General features: G+C 67.0%; 18 protein-coding genes. 13 read left to right on the top strand and 5 right to left on the bottom strand.

The genetic code is table 11. The annotated features are described in order from the left end of the window. Window positions 1–55 precede the first annotated feature (55 nt). Entirely contained in the window at window positions 56–1,072 is a 1,017-nt protein-coding gene (locus tag CRO22_RS12145) for an ABC transporter substrate-binding protein (RefSeq protein ID WP_097070423.1), read from the bottom strand. A 291-nt stretch (window positions 1,073–1,363) separates the two neighbouring features. On the opposite strand from CRO22_RS12145, the gene nudC reads away from it, so the two are divergent. Together nudC and CRO22_RS12135 are read left to right on the top strand one after the other, a co-directional pair. Further along, the gene (gene nudC, locus CRO22_RS12140) at window positions 1,364–2,293 is read left to right on the top strand and encodes an NAD(+) diphosphatase (protein WP_097070422.1); all 930 of its coding nucleotides are present in this window, start codon (window positions 1,364–1,366) and stop codon (window positions 2,291–2,293) included. Window positions 2,294–2,368: 75 nt separating this feature from the next. Further along, on the top strand, window positions 2,369–2,827 hold the full coding sequence (locus CRO22_RS12135) for a hypothetical protein (protein WP_097070421.1): 459 nt from the start codon (window positions 2,369–2,371) through the stop codon (window positions 2,825–2,827). A gap of 39 nt (window positions 2,828–2,866) precedes the next feature. Here CRO22_RS12135 and CRO22_RS12130 read toward each other — a convergent pair whose 3' ends face one another. The 3 genes from CRO22_RS12130 to nikR all read right to left on the bottom strand — a co-directional run bounded on the left by CRO22_RS12130 (window position 2,867) and on the right by nikR (window position 7,002). Next, window positions 2,867–4,543 carry a hypothetical protein gene (locus tag CRO22_RS12130; RefSeq protein ID WP_217991895.1) on the bottom strand — a complete coding sequence of 559 codons (1,677 nt, stop codon included), beginning with the start codon at window positions 4,541–4,543 and terminating at the stop codon, window positions 2,867–2,869. 60 nt (window positions 4,544–4,603) lie between these two features. Then, window positions 4,604–6,400, bottom strand: coding sequence for a PhoX family protein (locus CRO22_RS12125; protein ID WP_097070420.1), 1,797 nt, complete (start codon window positions 6,398–6,400; stop codon window positions 4,604–4,606). Between the two features lie 104 nt (window positions 6,401–6,504). After that, window positions 6,505–7,002: a nickel-responsive transcriptional regulator NikR gene (gene nikR, locus CRO22_RS12120; protein ID WP_097070419.1), complete on the bottom strand. Its 498-nt coding sequence runs from the start codon at window positions 7,000–7,002 to the stop codon at window positions 6,505–6,507. Between the two features lie 148 nt (window positions 7,003–7,150). Here nikR and CRO22_RS12115 point away from each other — a divergent pair, with 148 nt between their 5' ends. The 11 genes from CRO22_RS12115 to CRO22_RS12065 all read left to right on the top strand — a co-directional run bounded on the left by CRO22_RS12115 (window position 7,151) and on the right by CRO22_RS12065 (window position 17,719). Next, window positions 7,151–7,921 (top strand): DUF4198 domain-containing protein, encoded by a 771-nt coding sequence (locus CRO22_RS12115; protein ID WP_245860964.1) that lies wholly within the window; start codon window positions 7,151–7,153, stop codon window positions 7,919–7,921. A gap of 16 nt (window positions 7,922–7,937) precedes the next feature. Continuing rightward, the gene (cbiM, locus tag CRO22_RS12110; protein WP_097070417.1) at window positions 7,938–8,570 is read left to right on the top strand and encodes a cobalt transporter CbiM; all 633 of its coding nucleotides are present in this window, start codon (window positions 7,938–7,940) and stop codon (window positions 8,568–8,570) included. Then, window positions 8,567–9,106, top strand: a complete 540-nt coding sequence (locus CRO22_RS12105) for a cobalamin biosynthesis protein CbiL (protein WP_097070416.1) — start codon at window positions 8,567–8,569, stop codon at window positions 9,104–9,106. Before cbiM ends, CRO22_RS12105 begins: the two co-directional genes overlap by 4 nt. Beyond that, window positions 9,103–9,819 (top strand): energy-coupling factor transporter transmembrane component T family protein, encoded by a 717-nt coding sequence (locus CRO22_RS12100; RefSeq protein ID WP_097070415.1) that lies wholly within the window; start codon window positions 9,103–9,105, stop codon window positions 9,817–9,819. The genes CRO22_RS12105 and CRO22_RS12100 overlap by 4 nt, the downstream gene beginning before the upstream one ends. Continuing rightward, window positions 9,816–10,517 (top strand): energy-coupling factor ABC transporter ATP-binding protein, encoded by a 702-nt coding sequence (locus CRO22_RS12095; RefSeq protein WP_097070414.1) that lies wholly within the window; start codon window positions 9,816–9,818, stop codon window positions 10,515–10,517. Before CRO22_RS12100 ends, CRO22_RS12095 begins: the two co-directional genes overlap by 4 nt. Before the next feature lie 1,020 nt (window positions 10,518–11,537). After that, window positions 11,538–13,067: a Ni/Fe hydrogenase subunit alpha gene (locus tag CRO22_RS12090; RefSeq protein ID WP_097070413.1), complete on the top strand. Its 1,530-nt coding sequence runs from the start codon at window positions 11,538–11,540 to the stop codon at window positions 13,065–13,067. Further along, window positions 13,049–13,591 carry a hydrogenase maturation protease gene (locus CRO22_RS12085; protein WP_097070412.1) on the top strand — a complete coding sequence of 181 codons (543 nt, stop codon included), beginning with the start codon at window positions 13,049–13,051 and terminating at the stop codon, window positions 13,589–13,591. Before CRO22_RS12090 ends, CRO22_RS12085 begins: the two co-directional genes overlap by 19 nt. 9 nt (window positions 13,592–13,600) lie before the next feature. After that, window positions 13,601–13,834, top strand: coding sequence for a HypC/HybG/HupF family hydrogenase formation chaperone (locus tag CRO22_RS12080; RefSeq protein WP_097070411.1), 234 nt, complete (start codon window positions 13,601–13,603; stop codon window positions 13,832–13,834). 89 nt (window positions 13,835–13,923) lie between these two features. Beyond that, window positions 13,924–15,297: a sensor histidine kinase gene (locus CRO22_RS12075; RefSeq protein WP_097070410.1), complete on the top strand. Its 1,374-nt coding sequence runs from the start codon at window positions 13,924–13,926 to the stop codon at window positions 15,295–15,297. Beyond that, window positions 15,294–16,292 (top strand): NADH-quinone oxidoreductase subunit B family protein, encoded by a 999-nt coding sequence (locus CRO22_RS12070; RefSeq protein WP_097070409.1) that lies wholly within the window; start codon window positions 15,294–15,296, stop codon window positions 16,290–16,292. Before CRO22_RS12075 ends, CRO22_RS12070 begins: the two co-directional genes overlap by 4 nt. Then, window positions 16,289–17,719, top strand: coding sequence for a nickel-dependent hydrogenase large subunit (locus CRO22_RS12065; RefSeq protein WP_097070408.1), 1,431 nt, complete (start codon window positions 16,289–16,291; stop codon window positions 17,717–17,719). Before CRO22_RS12070 ends, CRO22_RS12065 begins: the two co-directional genes overlap by 4 nt. A gap of 39 nt (window positions 17,720–17,758) precedes the next feature. Here CRO22_RS12065 and CRO22_RS12060 read toward each other — a convergent pair whose 3' ends face one another. Then, window positions 17,759–18,166 (bottom strand): universal stress protein, encoded by a 408-nt coding sequence (locus CRO22_RS12060; protein WP_097070407.1) that lies wholly within the window; start codon window positions 18,164–18,166, stop codon window positions 17,759–17,761. Between the last annotated feature and the right edge of the window lie 25 nt (window positions 18,167–18,191).

The following is an 18,191-nucleotide window of genomic DNA, read 5'->3' as shown; positions in this document are numbered from 1 at the left end:
GGCGACACGGCGGAAGGAACATAACCGCGTCGCCCCTCTGGCCACCTCGCGTGGCCTATTGCAGGGTCATGCTGCCATCCGTGGGCAGGTAGGTTGCGTCAAATACATCGCCCATCGTCGGCTTGGTCTTGAACGCATAGGTCATCGCCAACTGGTCGATGGCTTTGGCAAAACGCTCCGGGTCAACATTGCCGAGCCCATGCGCCTTGACCCAATCGGTCGCCACATTGCCGTCGATCGCGAGTTTGAGGCGTTTTTCCTCAAGCGTTGCATCGGCCGCCGGGTTCTTGGCCGCAAGCGCGGCAACGGCAGAGGCCGGATCGGCAATGGCTGCCTTCCACCCCTCGGCGGTGGCCCGCAGGAAGCCCGTCACCTCGGCGGGATGCGCGGTGGCGAAGTCGGTGTTCACAATGATCGCATTGCCGTAAAGTGCGACACCGTAATCGGCCATCAGGATCACGCTGAGATCCTCCGCGGGCACGCCAAGGCGCTCGGCATTGAGCGTGGAAGTGAAGGAAAAGCCCGTAATCGCGGCGACCTTGCCCTCGGCCAGCATCGGTTCGCGCACCGGAAAGCCCACCGGCTCCACGGTGATCTTGCTCATGTCGAGCCCGTTCTCGGCGGCAAAGATCGGAAATTGCGCCCAAGCGCCATCGGGGGGCGGCGCGCCGAGAACCTTGCCTTCGAGATCCTTCGGGCTTTCCACGCCCAGCGACTTGCGCCCGACCACGGCAAAGGGTGGCTTATCGTAGATCATCATCACCGCACGCACCGGCGCGTCGGGGTTCTGGTCGAGAAATTTCATCAAGCTGTTGATGTCGGTGAAGCCCACCGGATAGGCGCCGGTCGCCACTTTCGGGATCGCATCAAGCGAGCCCGCGCCCTCGGTCACGGTGACCGTGAGCCCCTCGGCCGCGTAAAGCCCCTGATCGACGGCGAGCACATAGGGCGCAGACGGTCCCTCGAATTTCCAGTCGAGCGCGAAGGGCATCGCGGTTTCGGCGGCCAGCGGCGATGCGCTCACAAGCAGGGCCGCGCTGATCCCGAAACGGCGGCCAAGGCGAAGGAACATGGTCAATCCCCTGTCGTTCTTTCTCTTTTCTTCATGCTGCGGCGGGGCCGCGCGGCAGGGAAGAGGATGTCTTTGCACGCGGCGCCCGAGAACGATGCAGATGAGCGGGACATGGGCGGAAAAGGCGCAGATGCCTGCAATTTGGGCTGAATGGCAAAACTCGGGTTCGAAACACGGGCGAATCCCGAGGCGAGGTCTGCGGGTTGCGCAGGACAGGTCGCCGGTCCGGGCTCTGGTCAGCCGCGCGGGGGCATGCCACAACCGGGCCAGTCGGGCGGGAAAGGACAGGCGATGATCGAGACCATGGCGTTCACCGGATCGGGCACGGCCGCGGGCCTGGCGCGCGCGGCGCATCTGCGCGCCGATGCGCAGGCTCAAGCGCAGATGCGGGCGGATCAACAAGCCCGTGCGGTTGCTTTTTGCGGCGGGCAGGCGCTTCTGACCGCGTCGGGCGCGGCCCCCGATCCGGTGTTGGGGGCCGGGCTCTTTGCGCTGACGCTGCGCGATCCGCGCTGCGCGGGCCTCGAGCCGATTTTTCTGGGGCTGTGCGACGCCGCGCCGGTCTTCGCGTTCGATCTGCCGCCCGAAATGGCGCAGTCCCTGCCCGAGGGGGCTGAATGCGCCGATCTGCGTGGCGCGCTGGCGCGGCTTGATGCGCGCTCGGGCGAGATTGCGGCTACGGCACGGGCTTTGATCACCTGGCACGGCACGCATCGCTTCTGCCCGGCGTGCGGGGCACCGAGTGCTATAGTTCTGGCTGGCTGGCAACGCGCCTGTGCGGCCTGCGGGGCGAGCCATTTTCCACGCATGGATCCGGTGGTGATCATGCGCATCACGCATGACGACCACGTGCTTCTGGCAAGGTCGCCGGGCTGGCCCGAGGGGCTTTATTCCTGCCCGGCGGGCTTCATGGAACCGGGGGAAACGCCCGAGGCGGCGGTGCGCCGCGAAGTGGCGGAAGAGACCGGGGTGCAGGTCGGCGCAGTGCGGTTTCTCACCGCCCAGCCCTGGCCTTTCCCGGCCTCGCTGATGCTCGGTTGCGCGGGCGCGGCATCAAGCACCGCGCTCACTCTCGATCCGGTCGAGATCGAGGCCGCGCTCTGGGTGCCGCGGGCGCGGCTTGCCCGGATCTTTGCGGGCGAGGATTCTGAAATCCGCGCGGCGCGGCCCGGAACTGTCGCACGCTGGATGTTGGCGGACTGGCTTTCGGCTTCGGTGTGACAGGGCAATTGACAGGCTGGCCGCGCTTGGGCAAGCACAGAAGAGCGCTCCCATGCGGGGCATCTGGAGGCAGACATGAAGTTTTCCAACCGCGTCGACGTGGCTCTGGCGCCGGATCATCTGTTTTCGCATCTCACAGACGTGGCCGCGATCGAGCAGGTCGCGCGGCGCAAGGGGGTGACGATGCGCCGGCTCGACAGTCTGCGCGAGATTGGCGCGGGAATGTCCTGGGAGGTGGGGTTCATGCTGCGCGGCAAGCCACGGGAGATGATCGTCGACCTCGCGCGGTTCGAACCGGCCCGCTGCACCGAATATGCTGGTACGTCCTCAAGCTTCCAGCTGACACTCCTGCTCGAATTTACCGCGCTTGAGGCGGGGCGCACGCGGCTGAGCACGGTGCTGGAGCTGCGCCCGCGCACGCTGGGTGCGCGGCTGCTGCTGCAATCGGCGCGGCTCGGGCGCGCTAATCTCGACCGGCGCTATGATGCGCGGATCAAGAGCTTCCTGCGCGCGCTCGAAGCCCGCGCCGCCTGAGCATTTGCGCCACTGCCGGGCGCCGCCCCCGGCCCTGTGTCATTGATACCAGGCGGCGAGCGGTTTCGTGATGCCGGTGGGCTGGTCCTGCTCCACTTCGCGGTGGACATTTTCCTGCACCTCCACGGTCGCATCGCGCCCCTTCGCAAAGCTCTGGTCGCGCACGATCTCGCGGTAGGCCTTGTCGAGCGCAAGTGCGCGGGCGGGCGAAGGGTAAAGAAGCCGGGAGACATCGGCGCGGAACCCCGCCACCGGCGCGGGGCGCAGCGCGCCAGTCTCTGTCAGATAGCGTTCGATCACCTCGGTATTGCCGCGCAGCTCGTCGCCCGCGCCATTGGCTTGCAGGTAATGGGCATATTCGGGCGCGCCATCGGCGCGGATCATCTCCGGGATGCCGTAAAGCGCCTTTTGGCTCCAGTGCCACCAGCCGCCATTGCCGAGCGTGGCGGGCACTTTGCGCGGGAAGGCGAAAGTGTCGTCGTCATTGGTGCCGACCCCGCCGTGGCAGCCGATGCAAAACACCGTTTCTTCAAAGCTCTGCGGGCGCAGATCGCCCTGCGCATCCTCGATGAACCCCTGCAGCCGCCAGCCGGTGCCATTCGTCACCCCCTCTTCCGAGGAGCCGAAGAAGAGCGAGATCCGGTCCGGAAAATCGACCCGTTCCTTGGCTTCGGCGAGCGCGCCCTCCTGCCGGTCGAAATAGGTCTGCCAACGGGTCTTGCGCATGTAACGCAACTCTTTCAGACGCGGTGCCATGGCGATTTGGCCGCTCTTCTCCTCCACGTCGATGTAGCGCACGGTGTGCAAAAATTCTGTGCCGAGCGGGTAGAGCCCGGCGGCCAAGGGCGCCGAGCCCGCCGCCTGCAGGCTTTGCGCAAGCCCCACCCAGCTCATGTTCTGCCCCTCCTTCGGCGCCCAGTCAAAAGCGACGAAGAGCGCCTGAGCGAGCCTGCCATCGTGGTCGAGGTCAACGCCGAGCGCGGTCTCGTCGGTCGGCGCGATCGGCACCGGGGCACGGCGGATCAGCGCCTCGACGATGGCGAGGTTGGTCTCGTAAACGAGCCGGCTCTCGGTGCCATCCGCGGTTTCGCGGTAGGCGGCGGGCAGGCGGATCATCACGTCATCGGTGGCGCCATTGGTGGGCCAGAAGGCGCCATTGAGCGGATAATAGGCGAACGCCCGCCAGCCGGTCATGCGCCCATCGGCGCCGATGTCGAAGCCGTCCGCATCGAAATTGTAGGTCACGTCGGGGGTGAAGCCGTCCCAACGGCCATTCCCGTTCACATCCCATTCGGGGGGCAGATCGGCGAGCTTCGCGGCGAGCAGATTCTGCCCGTTTTCATCGAGATAATTGCCGGTGCGGATATAGGCGAGGATCTCGTCATCGCTCACCTTGGCCACCTCGGCGCGGCGGTCGACAAAAAGGTTCGTCCAAGGGTTTTTCAGCGCCGGACCGGGCAGGCTGTAGGCGGTTTGCAGGTCATCATCGTTGATGAAATGCGGCGCGCGGCTCTCGGCATGGCAGGTGAAGCACGGATTATGCACCGCGCCCGCGGCATCCTCGGTCTTCGTGTAGCATTGCGGCGGGATATAGGCGGTGCGGTTTTTCAGCACCGTGGTCTTGAGATCCACCACCGGGGATTCGGCGCCCGCGGGCAGGGCCAGACCGGCCAGAACCAGAAACACGAGGCCCATGCGGGCGGCGGGGTGGGGCATCTTCGTCTCCTGCAAAAAAGACGGGGAGGGCGGACCCTCCCCGTCGTGCTTTGGCTTTGCTTACTTCGCGTCGAGCGCGGGCATCGGGCCGATGTAGCCGACATAGGCGCGCGCATCGGCGGCGTCTTGCAGCTTGTCTTCATCCGATTCCCCGTAGGGGTGCTGCACCACGGCCATCAGATAGGCATGGCCGCCCACATTCGGGTAGAAGTAGGGCGAGGTGGTTTCCGAGCCGTAGGGGGTCGAGAAGATCCGGGTGAGTTCGCCCGAGCCGAGGTTCATCGCCCAGATCGCGTCGTTCTGGTGGCCTTCGCCGGTGTCTTCGCCGATGATCAGCGTGTTCGTGCCCGGCATGTAGGTGATGTTGTCGGGGTTCGCGATGCCGTTGATATCGCAGGTGTTCACCTCGGCCGCGGCGCCACACATGTTATGCGCGGGGTCGCAGTTCGGATCGGCCGCAGCGGCCACCTGTTCATCGCTCATCGGTTTGCCCGAGATCAGCGCCTTCATCGTCGTGGCGTTGAAGTTCTCGTCCAGATCGAGCGCGAAGACGGTGCCGCAGGCGTTTTTCGGCAGCTGGATCAGGTCGCGGCTCGGCAGATCCTTCTTGTCGCCCGCGGTCATGCCCTTGCCGACTTCCGACATCGAGATGTAGAGCTGGTTCGTCTCCGGGTTGAAGGTGATGCCTTCCATCTTCCGAAACTCGGTCGAGGCGCCCATCATCGAGGCATAGCGGCGGGTCTCGATGCGCGAGGCCACCACTTCCATGCCCGGTTTCACCTTCAGGCATTCCAGAACGCCCTCGGCGTTCGAAGGCGCGAAATCCATGGCGCAGGTGCCGCCCTCGCCCAGATCGGTCGCTTCGAAGATGTCGGAAAAGATCGGCTTCTTGGCGATCGCCGCGGCGATCTCGGCTTCGGTCGCATGGCCGAGGTCGATCCATTCGAGGTTCGCCGCACCGCCGTTCTCGGCCGAGGTCTGCACCCATTTCGCGGCATAAAGCGTGCCGGCGCTCAAATCGCCCGCCGTGTCGGCGACGAATTTGAACAGCCCGACGTTGGTACCGTCATCCGAGATATAGGCGGTTTTCTGGTCGGGCAGAACATAGGCGAGTTCCACCGCAACGCGGCCCATCGCATAATGCTTGTCGGCCTTGGCCGAGCCATCTTCCGAGACGGTGATCTCGGTCGGATAGCCATAGGCATAGGGGTTGAACACCGAGCGGAACGTCGCGAGGTCCATCTTTGCCGGGTCAACGCCGAAGAAGCGCACCATCGGGAAGTAGTAATCGTCGATATCCGAGAGTGCGGCGGCTTTTTCGATCGCTTCGGCATCCGGCGGATACTCTTCCGAGCCCAGATGCGTGCCCCAGGGCGTCACGGAGCCCGCGCAGGGCACCCAGAGCCCGCCCAGATCCTTGAATTCGACCGGTTTGGTCGAAACCGGGGTCAGCTTGCCATCGGCATCTTGCTTGAGCTCGCTCACATACATCGCACCGGGGCGCGATTCGAAATGGCTGATCGAATAGAGCTTGTCGCCGACGGGGAGGAGCGAGGAGAAGTCAGCATCGACCGAGAGCGCTTCCGAGCCGTCTTCCGCAGTCACGACCTTGCCGTTCTCATCGACGAGCGCGCCAAAGACGCCATCGCCGATCTTGTCGCCGGTGCGGGCGAGGATGTTGTAACCGATCGCATATTCCTGACCGTCGATGACGATCTTGTCGGAGGCGAGAACCTGACGCTTGGCCGCATCATCGGCAGCGAAGGGCACCGGGGCGAAGCTGATCTCATGGGCGAGCGCGAGGCCGGGCAGCAGCACGAGGGCCGTGGCGCCCAGCAGGGCGGATTTGAAAGTCATGTCGGACACCTGATCCTGTTTAAGGTTGGGGTGCCCTCCTGCTAGGCCCGCTGTGCGACGTGTCGTTGACGTCTGTGTAACGTTCCTGTGACGAGTTCCGCTGCTCAGCCTTCGACCGGCCCGAAGCCGGCCTGCACGCGGATGTGGCTATGTTCGTGCCCCGGTGCGCCGTGGCTGTGCTCGTGGCTGTGGCGCGCGGCATCCTCGCCCACCGGAATGAGCGCAAGCGCGCCATGCGCCACGCCGCGTTCAAGAAATTGCGCTTCCGCGGCGCGGGTGACGCTGTCGACCGTGCCGCGTGTCACTTCGATCTCAAGCGACGTGGTATGGTCAAGCGGCACCGACAGGGTGGCCAGCGTGTGGTCATGCGTGTCAAGCCGGCGCTGGGCGAGCCTTGCGCCAAGGTTGCGCACGCCCTGATCGACGGTGCAGGACATCACCGCAAGGCAGGGCGCCTCGGCGGGGACATCGGTGCGGGTCAAAAGCGCGCGCCGCACCAGATCGCGGATCGCCTCGGAGCGGTTGCCCGCCCCGCTTTTCGCCATGAACAGGTCAAGTTCCGTCGCCAGATCCTCGGTCAGGGTGATCGTCACGCGCTGCATGGAAACTTGTCCTTTCCGGTGGTCATGCTCTTACCATCTGATTTTCCAACGCTTTTTATGCGCGTGCAATGATTTTCGCTTGCGGTTTGTGAGTGTATGATCAATTTTAAAATAAATCACACAATCCATGTCGCTCAGGGAGACCCCGTTGCTTTCTCGCTTTGCCCCGTTTCTCGGCGCTGCCGTGCTCGTCCTTTTTGCCGCTCCGGCCGTCGCGCATTTTCAGGAAATCCTGCCCTCGGCCGATGTGTTGCCTGAAGGTGGCACTGTCACGCTGGATCTGACCTTCACCCATCCGTTCGAGGGGGGGCCGGTGATGGAGATGGCGCGCCCGGCCGCGGTCGGCATGCTCGCGGGCGGTGTGAAGACCGATCTTTCCGCCGCACTCACTGAAGCGCCGAAGGACGGCAAGAGTGCCTGGACCCTCCGCGCTGATCTGCCCGAGCCGGGTGCCGCGGTGTTCTGGGTCACGCCGGAACCTTACTGGGAGCCCGCCGAGGGAAAATATATCGTGCATCACGCCAAGGTCGTGGTCGACAGTTGGGCCTCGGGCGCGGGCTGGGATGCCATGGTGGGTCTGCCGGTGGAAATCCGCCCGCTCACGCGCCCGACCGGGCTCTGGGCGGGCAATGCCTTTTCGGGCGTGGTGATGAAGGCGGGCGCGCCGCTGCCCTTCGCCGAGGTGGAGGTGGAGCTTGTCAACACGCTGCAGCTTGCGGCGCCAAACGAGGCCTTCATCACCCAGGTGATCACGGCGGATGCGAATGGCACCTTCTCCTATACCATGCCCTTCGCCGGCTGGTGGGGCTTTGCGGCGTTGACCGAAGCTGATACGCCGATGCGGTCGCCCGACGGCAGGGAGGCTCCGGTCGAAGAGGGCGCCCTGATCTGGGTGCGGGCCACCGCGCCCGGGCCGTGAGCGGAAAGGTCGCGAGATGGCGCATATTCCCGACGGAATCCTGACGTTGCCTGTGCTGATCGGCGGCGGCCTGTGCGCGGCGGCGGGGGTGGCGGTTGGCCTGCGCGCGCTTGATGATCGCGCGATCCCGCGGGTGGCGCTTCTGGCCGCCGTGTTCTTTGCGGCTTCGCTTGTCGCTGTGCCGGTCGGCCCGTCGAGCGTACATCTTATGCTCTCAGGGCTCATGGGGGTGATGCTCGGCTGGGGGATCTTTCCGGCGGTGCTGGTGGCGCTTGCGCTTCAGGCGGCATTGTTCGGCATCGGCGGGATGACGACGCTGGGGGTGAATACGGTCAATATCGCGCTGCCCGGGGCGCTGGTTGGCCTCGTGCTCGGCCCGATGATCCGCGCCGCGCGCAGCCCCGCCCGCGCCGGGGGACTGGCGGCGCTGGGGGCGGTGCTGGCCGTTGCCGGCACGGCCGGAGGCGTGGTGCTCGCGCTTTTCCTTTCGGCCCCGGAATTTGCTCCCGTGGCCAAAATCCTTGGCCTCACCTATCTGCCGCTCGCGCTCGCCGAGGCCGCAATCACTGGCACGATCACGGCTTTCCTCACGCGGGTCGAGCCGCGCGCGCTGCACCCGGTGCTGCGAGAGGAGGGCGAGTCGGCATGATCCGCCCCTTCGCGCTGCTTTTGTTCCTGTGTGCCGCAATGCCTGCCAATGCGCATGGGATGAAGGTCTTTGCGAGAGTGATCGGCGATCAAGTGAGCGGTTACGGCTTTTTCATCGGCGGTGGGCGACCCGAAGGGGTGGATTGGATGGCCGAGATGGCCGGAGCCCCCGTCGCAAGCGGCAAGACCGATACCGGGGGCGGCTTTGCCTTCCCGGTGCCGGGCCCGATCACCGGTCCCGTCACCGTAACGATCAACACCGGGGACGGCCATATCGCGCATACGGCGCTTTCGCCCGAGCGCTTCGGGGCGGCGCCCGGTGCGCCCGCCCTGCCGGAGCCCGCCTCCCCGCGCGTGCCCGGCGCTCCGCCGCTCGACCAGATCGTCGCGACGGCAGTGGCGCGCGAAGTCGCGCCGCTCACCGAGCGGATCGAACAGATGGACGACCGGATGCGGCTCACCGATCTGATGTCGGGGATCTTCCTGATCATTGGCCTTGCGGGCATCGGCCTCTGGGTCCGGGGGCTGCGCCGGTGAGGTTCGCGCCCGCCGATCTGCGCCCCCGGCTCGGCGCCGGGGGTCTGGTGCTCGTGCTGATCGCGCCGCTTGCCCGGCCCGGCCCGGCGCTGGTGGCGCTCGCCCTCGTGCTCGCGCTTTATGCGCTCGAGGGTCGCGCGTTGCCCTGGCGACGCCTGATCCATCTCGAGGCTTTTCTGGCGCTTCTCTTCCTCACCCTGCCGTTCACCGTTCCGGGCACCGCGCTCCTGCGCCTCGGTCCGCTTGCCCTTACCGATGCAGGCCTCGCCCGCACCCTCACGCTCGCCGCGAAGGTGACCGCCTCGGTGCTGCTGCTTTCGGCACTTTTCGCCGACACCGCCCCCGAACATCTGGGCGGCGCAATGCGCGCCGCGCGCCTGCCCGAACCGCTCGTGCGCATCTTCCTTGGCCTCGTGCGCTACCTCGCGCTGATCCGCGCCGAGATGGCGCGCGCGCAAGAGGCGATGCGGGCGCGCGCCTTCCACCCCGGCACGAACCGCCACAGCTGGCGCGCCTTTGGCTGGCTGATCGGGCGGATGCTGATGCGCGCGCTCGCCCGCGCCGACCGGGTGGAAGAAGCGATGCGCCTGCGCAGTTATACCGGGCGCCTGCCGCGCCCGCTCCTGCCGCCTGTCGGCGCCGCAGACCACGCCCGCGCGCTGGCCCTTTGCGCCCCTTTCCTTGCGATCCTGATCTGGGAGCTTGCCCGATGATCCCGCTCGTCACCCTGACGGATCTGGAGATCCGCCGCGACGGTCGCGCCGTGATTTCCCATGCGGCGCTCACCCTGAGAGCCGGGGAAAAGCTGGCCATCGTCGGCCCGAATGGCGCGGGCAAGACAACGCTTCTGCGCGCCATCGTCGGGCTCGAGCGTGCGAGCGCGGGGCGCGTGACGCTGTTTGGCGAGACCTGCGGGACCGAAGCGGCCTTTCGCAAGGGGCGGCGTCGCATCGGCTTTCTGTTTCAGGACAGCGACGATCAGTTGTTTTGCCCGAGCGTTGTCGAGGATGTGGCCTTCGGCCCGCTCAACCTCGGCGCCTCCGAAGAGGCGGCGCGCGAAGTCGCGCTCGAGGCGCTCGCTGCGCTCGGCCTCGCGCATCTGGCCGAACGCTTCACCCACAAACTTTCTGGCGGCGAGAAGCGGCTCGTCTGCCTCGCCGGGCTTTTCGCGATGCGCCCCGATGTGCTCTTGCTCGACGAGCCGACGAATGGCATCGACGCTGAAAACGGCGCGCGGCTGCGGGCGGCGCTGGCCGGATTTGCAGGCGCGATGATCCTCGTTTCACATGACGACGGCTTTGTGTCCGAGTTTGCGAGCCGGGCGATGGTGCTGCGCGAAGGCGTGCTGCGCGCCGCCGAAATCCACAGCCATCCGCATTTTCACGCCCATCCGCATATCCACCCGGTCTGAGCGTCAAAAAGGCCCGCGCGGCGTGCCGGGGCGGGCGAATCCGACCGCGACTCTGCCTGATTTGCGGCGAGTGAAAGCCAGGCTTCCACAATTCCGCTAAGGCGGTCATTTTTGAACCACCCCAGTTTTGCACCGGTTGCGGGTATTGATGAGGGGCGGCACATCTCTGGCGCGATCTTCGTCAAAAACATGCGCGAAGACCTGTTTCGCGGGCGGGATTTTACCGCGGATCGCGCGATGAGATCTCCGGCGATGCGGCCGGGGCGGACCCAATCGCCGGGCTGCGCCGCCTGCCGGGGGAAATGCCTGCAAAAGAAAGGTGGCAAGGGGCCGGGGCTCATCTCCGGTGTGACGCGGGAAAAGCGGAGGCCTGTCTTTTCGGGCAGGTCGCTTGACCGGGACGACGCGCGGGCAGGCGGAAATTGGTCAGCATTTGTGACTAACCTTCGCCGGCCACACAGACCGCCCGGAACCGGCGCGGCGCGGTGCGAAAAAACCGATCGGCTGGGGGCGGCAATTCGTTTGACCCGTCCTCCGTCGCGCGCCAGATTTTCCTTATTCCAGACGGAGACTGGTGATGCACTGCCCCGAGATCAGATCCGCTGCGAGGATCGCCACCAGAGCCGAGCGCAAGGCTGCGCCCCGCTTTTGTGGAGGGCACGGCACCATCGATCTCGGCGTCTTTTTCGGCCCGGCCCGACCCTGCGCCCGGGCCATGTCTCATACGATCATCGCGCCCGGTGCCTGCGCGGTGACCGCAGACCTGTCCGCGCCAGTCGCGCATCTCGATGTGGGCGAGATGCCCGGTGCCCCTGTCTGTGGGGCGACCGGGGGGCGGGTCAACGTCCCGGACGGCCCAGAACCCTCATCCCCCAGGGTCGGGGGGCAGAGAGTCGCCGTGGCCGTCCGGGTCGAGCCTTGCACCGCGCGGTCGTGGTGGGCGGGGCCGGTGCCGCCGCGCCGATGAACGCCGCCGCGCTGCCCGCTTCCGCCTGACATTGCCCCCCTGAAAGCCCCCTCATGTATGCGTCTCGCCCTCTGGAACCCGACAGCGCCCGCCCCGAAAGCGTGGCGCCGCAGGGTCCGGGCCGGCAGATCACGCTCGAGGCGCCCGCGCCGCTCGGCGATCAGGGACGGGTGACGATCACGCTCGATGCCGCGGGCGAGGTCGATCAGGCGCGGCTGCACATGGTCGAGTTGCGCGGGTTCGAACGTTATCTGGAGGGGCGCCCGATTGCGGAGATCGCGCATGTGGTGCAGCGTCTCTGCGGCATCTGCCCGGTCTCTCATCATCTTGCCGCGGCGCGCGCGATGGACCGGCTGGCGGGCTATCAGGCGCTCACCCCCACCGCCGAAAAGCTGCGCCGGCTGATGCATTACGGTCAGATGGTGCAGAGCCATGCCGTGCATTTTTATCATCTCGCCGCGCCCGATCTGCTCTTTGGCGATGATGGCGCGGCAAATCGGCGTGCCGTTGCAGAGGTGTCCGAGGCCTTTCCGGAGATCGCGACTCAGGGGGTTCTGGTGCGCCGCTTCGGTCAGGAGGTGGTGCGCGCTGTCGCGGGAAAGCGCGGTCTGGGCGGGGGCGCGGTGCCGGGCGGGATGAGCCGTCCGCTTACCCCCGAAACGCGCGAGATGCTGCGCGGAGATGTCGATCAGGTGATCGACTGGACCGAAGCCGCGCTCGGCATGATCGCGCGGCTGCACGAGACGAACCCTGCCTTCTATGCCGGTTTCGGCACGGTTTCGGGGCCCGTGGTCGGGCTCGTCACCGCCGCGGGCGGGGCTGATTTCTACACCGGGGCGCTGCGCGCGCGCAGCGCGACCGGCGCTCCCCTGTTCGACCAGATTGCTCCGGAACGCTTCGATGATGTGATCGAGACCCGACCGGTGCCCTGGAGCGACACCGAATTTCCGCACCTCAAAGGGATCGGTCCGGAGGAGGACTGGTACCGCGTGGGGCCGCTGGCACGGATTCAGGCCTGTGATCTTCTGACCTCCGAGAGAGCAGAGGCTGAACGCCAGCGGCTCCTGGCCATGGGGGAGGGGCGGATGCTGCATGGCGTGCTGTTCCATCACTGGGCGCGGCTCGTCGAGCTTCTGCATGCCGCCGAAGTGATCCGCGATCTGCTTGAGGACAGCGGCCTGTGCGGGCACGACCTCATTGCGGAGCGCAGCGCAGAGCGGCCGATGCAGGCGGCGACGATGATCGAGGCGCCGCGCGGGATGTTGTTCCATCGCTACAGCTGTGATGATGCCGGGCGGATCCGCAGTTGTCAGTTGATCGTGCCGACCACCCAGAACACCCATGCGCTGAATGCCGCACTCGGTCAGGTGGTGCGCCGGCATCTTAGGGGGCGCCGGATCACCGAGACATTGCTCGGCCATATCGAGCGGGCGATCCGTGCCTACGACCCCTGCCTCTCCTGTGCCACCCACGCGCTGGGGCAGATGCCGCTTGAGGTGGAACTGCGCGATGCATCCGGCCATCTGCTCTCGGAGATCCGGCGCGGCATCCGCGGGGAGGTCTCATGCGCAATCCCCGGCTGAGCCCGCGGGTGGTGGTTTTCGCCTGGGGCAACGAAAGCCGCGGCGATGACGGGCTCGGGCCGCGGCTCGCGGCGCGCATCCATGCCGCGGGCTGGCCGCATGTCACGCTCGTCGAGGATTTCCAGCTGCAGGTCGAACACGGGCTCGACCTCGTCGGGCAGGATTTCGTGCTCTTCGCCGATGGCGGGCAGGGCACTCCGGCGCCGTTCTTTTTTCGCCAGACCGCGCCGCGCCGGCTGATGACGCATTCGAGCCATGGCGTCGGGCCCGAAGCCGTGCTCGAAGCCTATCGGCAGGTGATGAATGCCGAGCCGCCGCCCGCTTTCGTGCTTTGCATGGCGGGCGAGCGCTTCGATCTGGGCGAGGGGCTGAGCCGGCGGGCGGTTACCCATCTGGCCGAGGCCTGGGGGTTTCTTGTGCCGCTGCTGTCCTGGCCCGATCTCGCGCATTGGCAAGCGGTCCAGACTGGTCCGGTCGCCGTTGCGGAGCCTCTGCCCGCGTCGCCGCGCCCGGCGGCGGAATAGGGGGCGGGAATGTGTCTGGGCGTTCCGGTACAGATCGAGGAGATGCTGGAAAACGGCTGCGCCCTTGTCACGCTCGAGGGCGTGACACGGCCGGTCTCGCTGGCGATGATCGAGGCGGCGCGGCCGGGCGACTGGGTGATCGTTCATGCCGGGATCGCCTGGGAACGTGTCCCCCCGGAAGAGGCCGCCGAGATCCGCGCCGCACTCGCGCTTGCCTGCGCCGCCGAACCGCCCCTTGCCTGAGCCCCGCTCTGGGTTACACTGAGCCGACGCCCGCGGCCGCCCGCGCCCGGACGAACCCGCCCGGCCCCCCAGACCCCCGAGTGCAAAACATGACCGGCAAGGACAGCCTTCCCCGCCACGACCCGGCCCGGCTCGGGATGCTTGCGCCCGAGACCGGCGACGCCGTCTGGGCCGATGTGCTCTCGGCCGTCGATCGCACCTGGGTGGAACTGGTTGATTATCAGGAACGGCTCGAACGGCAGAACCACGAACTCGAGGGGCTTCGTTCTTTTCTCGGCTCGATCCTCGCCTCGGTTTCCGATGCGCTGATTGTCGCCTCCCGCGCCGGGGCGGTGCTCGAAACCTCGGCCTCGGTCGATGCGCTCACCGGCCGCCCGTCCGGCGGCTGGACCGGCGCGGCGCTCGTGCAGATGTTCGAACCGGCTGCGGGGCCACGGATCGAGCAGGCGATGGCCGAGGCAACGGCGGGGCGCGCGCCGGTCACGCTTGAGGCGGCGCTGAACGGGCGCGACGGGCCGGCGCCGCTTGAGCTTTCGATCTCGCCCCGGCGCGACGAGCGCGGCCGGATCGTCGGCTTCGTGCTCACCGGCCGCCCGCTCGGCGAGTTGCGCCAGGCCTATTCGCAGCTCGCGGCGAGCCATGCCGCGCTTATCGCCGCGCAGGCGCAGCTTGTGCGCAACGAAAAGCTGGCCTCGCTCGGCCGGCTCCTGGCCGGGGTTGCGCATGAGCTCAACAATCCGATCTCCTTCGTGTACGCCAATGCCCATGCGCTGGAGCGCTATGCGGGCAAATTCGAGACTTATTTCGCCGCCGTGCAGCAGGGGGCGAGCCGGGACGCGCTGATTTCCCTGCGCGACGACCTCAAGCTCGACCGCGCCGTGACCAATCTGCGCACCGCGATCGAGGGCGCGCGCGACGGCGCCGAGCGGGTGCGCGACATTGTCGAGGATCTGCGCCGTCTCTCGGCTGAAGGGAGCGGTGAGATGGTGGATTTCGACCTTGTCGAAGTGGCTCATGTCGCGGCCGACTGGGTGAGCCGGGGCACCAAGACGCTTGCCGACATCCGTTTTGCGGGGGTGCCCGCGCTGATCGTTCGGGGGCGGCCCGGGCATATCCAGCAGGTGGTGATGAACCTCGTGCAGAATGCGCTCGACGCGCTTGAGGACATGGGCGGCGCACGGGTGGTGATCGAGGCCGGTCAAAACGGCGGACGCGGAGAACTCCGGGTCAGCGACAATGGCCCCGGTGTGCCGGAGGCCGTGGCAGCCACGATCTTTGATCCGTTCTTCACCACCAAGGCGGTGGGCAAGGGCACCGGGCTCGGCCTGTCGATCAGCCACAAGATCGTGGAGGAACACGGAGGTCGGCTCCGGCTGCTGCCTTCGGGTGATCTTGGCGGCGCCTGTTTCGGCTTCGATCTGGCGCTCGGCGCGAGCGCAGACGTGCTGGGAGAGGGGGCATGAACATTCTCTGGCTTCAGGCCTCGGGCTGCGGCGGCTGCACGATGTCGGCGCTTTGCGCCGAAGATCCCGACTTTCTCGACACGCTCGCGGGGGCGGGGCTTGCATTTCTCTGGCATCCCGCGCTCAGCCTGGCGAGCGGGGCCGAAGTGCTTGCGCTGCTGAAGTCGATCGAATGCGGCGAGACCGCGCTCGACATTCTTGCGATCGAGGGCGCGGTGGCGCGGGGGCCGCGGGGCACGGGTCGGTTCCAGATGCTCTCGGGCACCGGGCGCGCGATGCTCGATTGGGTGCAGGCGCTTGCGCCTATGGCTGCCCATGTGGTTGCCGTGGGAAGCTGCGCCGCCTATGGCGGCGTGACATCGGCGGGTGGCAACCCCTCCGATGCGGTCGGGCTCGCCTGTGAGGGCGCGCATCCGGGCGGCGTTCTGAGTGCTTCCTTTCGGGCCCGCGCGGGCCTTCCGGTGATCAATATCGCCGGTTGCCCGACCCATCCGGGCTGGGTGACGGAAACACTGATGCTGCTCGCCGCCGGGCGGCTCGGGGCAGAAGACCTCGACCCTCTGGGGAGGCCGCTCTTTTATGCGCAGCATCTCGTGCATCATGGCTGCCCCAAAAATGAATATTATGAATACAAGGCCTCGGCTGTGGTGCTCTCCGATCTGGGCTGCATGATGGAGCATCTGGGCTGCGTCGGCACACAGGCCGTGGGAGATTGCAATATCCGGCCCTGGAACGGCGAGGGCTCCTGCACAAGGGGGGGCTACCCCTGCATTGCCTGTACCGCGCCCGAATTCGAGGAACCGCGCCACCCCTTCACCGAAACGCCGAAGGTCGCGGGGATCCCGGTGGGGCTTCCGGCCGACATGCCCAAGGCCTGGTTCATGGCGTTGGCCTCGCTTTCCAAGGCCGCCACCCCCGAACGGATCGCGAAAAATGCCACGGCCTCCCGCATCGAAGTGCTGCCGACGATCCGCAAGCCGAAGGACCGCAGATGAGCGACGCACCAAGGCTCGTGGTCGGGCCGTTCAACCGGGTCGAGGGCGATCTCGAAGTGCAACTCGAGATCGCCGCGGGGCAGGTGGCCTCGGCACGGGTCAATGCGCCGCTTTTCCGCGGCTTCGAGCGCATGCTCGAAGGGCGTGATCCGCGCGACGCGCTGACGCTCACGCCGCGGATCTGCGGTATCTGCTCGATCTCGCAATCGACGGCTGCGGCGCAGGCGCTCGCCGCGGTCGCGGGGGCGGGCCCGACCCCACAGGGCGCCGCGATGGCCGCGCTGATCCATGCGGTCGAGAATGTCTCGGACCATCTCTTCCACTTCACCCTCTTCTTCATGCCCGATTTCACCCGCCCCTGTTACTCCGGCCGGCCGTGGTATCTGCATGCGGTGGAGCGCTTTGCCGCGATGACCGGCGCGGCGGGGCGGGGGGCCGTGGAAGCGCGCGCGCGGCTGATGCATATCCTTGGCCTGATGGCCGGGAAATGGCCGCATACGCTCGCGATCCAGCCCGGCGGCGTCACCCGCACGCCGGGTCCGCGCGACAAGCTGCGCATCGAGACCGGGTTGCGCCAGTTCCGCCGCTATCTCGAAGCAGAGCTCTTTGGGGGGCGGCTCGAAGATTTTGTCGCCCTCGCCACGCCCGAGGCGCTGGCGGGCTGGGGGCGTGGCGATGTCGGCCTGTTTCTTGAGATCGCTGCCGATACCGGGCTCGCCGATCTTGGCCGTGGCACGGGGCGGTATTTGAGCTTTGGCGCCTATTCCCTTGCCGGAGCGCATGGTTTTGCACCGGGGCTCTGGCGTGCGGGGGCGCGGGCCCCGGTTGATCCGGGCGCGATTGTCGAGGATCTGAGCCATGCCTGGATGCTCGGCCCGGGCGCCCATCCCTATGAGGGCATCACCGAGCCCGACCAGACGATGCGGGCCGAGGCCTACAGCTGGTGCAAGGCGCCACGGCTCGGCGGTGAAACGGTCGAGGTTGGCGCGCTCGCGCGGCAGGTGGTGGATGGTCATCCTCTGGCGCGCTCGCTCGCGGGGGGCGGGGTGCTTGCGCGCGTGGCCGCACGACTTCTGGAGATTGCGCGCACGCAGATCCTGATGGAGCGCTGGGCAGCGGAGATACGGCCCGAGGCGGCCTTCATGGCGGCGGTGGAGCTTCCGAAAGACGGGCGGGGCGCCGGGCTCGCCGAGGCGGCGCGGGGGGCGCTCGGACACTGGATCCGGATCGAGGGCGGACGCATCGCCGCTTATCAGATCATCGCGCCAACGACCTGGAATTTTTCCCCGCGCGATGCGGCAGGCCAGCCGGGGCCGCTCGAGGCGGCGCTGGTGGGCGCGCCGGTAGGACCGGGCGACGAAAGCCCGGTGTCGGTACAGCATATCGTGCGCAGCTTCGACCCCTGCATGGTCTGCACCGTTCATTGACGGGCGGGGGCCGGCCTTGGCGCCGGCCCGGCAAACGCTTTAGCGCAGCACCATCACGGAGCACGGCGCATGGCGCACCACCCGCGCCGCGGTCGAACCGATCAGATAATCGCCAAAGCCCGGTCGATGCCCTGCAATCACCACGCAATCGGCACCGATCTCGTCGATCAGGTCGAGGATCTCGTTGGCAGCATGGCCTTGGCGGATCACCCCGGCGCCGTTTTCGAAACTGTTGGCAAGCTGGTCGAGCTGGCTTTGCAGCGTGTTGCGCAGCTCGATGTCATAGCCCTCGGGCATGTAGGAGATTGCATAGCCGGGGACATCGGCCATCACATGCACGAGCGTGACCCGTGCGCCGGGACCGGCAAGCACCCGCGCGGCCTCAAGCGCGGCGGCCGGGTCATGGCTCTCGTCAAAAGCCACGGGAACGATGATATTGGAATACATGACGAACTCCCCTCCTCTGGAGACC

The sequence above is a fragment of the Rhodobacter maris genome (genome assembly GCF_900217815.1).
In the GTDB taxonomy this organism is placed as follows: Bacteria; Pseudomonadota; Alphaproteobacteria; order Rhodobacterales; family Rhodobacteraceae; genus Rhodobacter; species Rhodobacter maris.
This window is presented reverse-complemented; position numbering and strand designations above follow the sequence as displayed.

Excerpts from the sequence above, each read along its gene's own strand:
- CRO22_RS12060 (WP_097070407.1), bottom strand. The coding sequence starts at position 18,166 with ATGTATTCCAATATCATCGTTCCCGTGGCTTTTGACGAGAGCCATGAC.
- CRO22_RS12095 (WP_097070414.1), top strand. The coding sequence starts at position 9,816 with ATGATCCCGCTCGTCACCCTGACGGATCTGGAGATCCGCCGCGACGGT.
- CRO22_RS12135 (WP_097070421.1), top strand. The coding sequence starts at position 2,369 with ATGAAGTTTTCCAACCGCGTCGACGTGGCTCTGGCGCCGGATCATCTG.
- CRO22_RS12085 (WP_097070412.1), top strand. The coding sequence starts at position 13,049 with ATGCGCAATCCCCGGCTGAGCCCGCGGGTGGTGGTTTTCGCCTGGGGC.
- CRO22_RS12105 (WP_097070416.1), top strand. The coding sequence starts at position 8,567 with ATGATCCGCCCCTTCGCGCTGCTTTTGTTCCTGTGTGCCGCAATGCCT.
- CRO22_RS12075 (WP_097070410.1), top strand. The coding sequence starts at position 13,924 with ATGACCGGCAAGGACAGCCTTCCCCGCCACGACCCGGCCCGGCTCGGG.
- CRO22_RS12090 (WP_097070413.1), top strand. The coding sequence starts at position 11,538 with ATGTATGCGTCTCGCCCTCTGGAACCCGACAGCGCCCGCCCCGAAAGC.
- CRO22_RS12070 (WP_097070409.1), top strand. The coding sequence starts at position 15,294 with ATGAACATTCTCTGGCTTCAGGCCTCGGGCTGCGGCGGCTGCACGATG.
- cbiM (WP_097070417.1), top strand. The coding sequence starts at position 7,938 with ATGGCGCATATTCCCGACGGAATCCTGACGTTGCCTGTGCTGATCGGC.
- CRO22_RS12125 (WP_097070420.1), bottom strand. The coding sequence starts at position 6,400 with ATGACTTTCAAATCCGCCCTGCTGGGCGCCACGGCCCTCGTGCTGCTG.
- CRO22_RS12145 (WP_097070423.1), bottom strand. The coding sequence starts at position 1,072 with ATGTTCCTTCGCCTTGGCCGCCGTTTCGGGATCAGCGCGGCCCTGCTT.
- CRO22_RS12130 (WP_217991895.1), bottom strand. The coding sequence starts at position 4,543 with ATGCCCCACCCCGCCGCCCGCATGGGCCTCGTGTTTCTGGTTCTGGCC.
- nudC (WP_097070422.1), top strand. The coding sequence starts at position 1,364 with ATGATCGAGACCATGGCGTTCACCGGATCGGGCACGGCCGCGGGCCTG.
- CRO22_RS12080 (WP_097070411.1), top strand. The coding sequence starts at position 13,601 with ATGTGTCTGGGCGTTCCGGTACAGATCGAGGAGATGCTGGAAAACGGC.
- nikR (WP_097070419.1), bottom strand. The coding sequence starts at position 7,002 with ATGCAGCGCGTGACGATCACCCTGACCGAGGATCTGGCGACGGAACTT.
- CRO22_RS12065 (WP_097070408.1), top strand. The coding sequence starts at position 16,289 with ATGAGCGACGCACCAAGGCTCGTGGTCGGGCCGTTCAACCGGGTCGAG.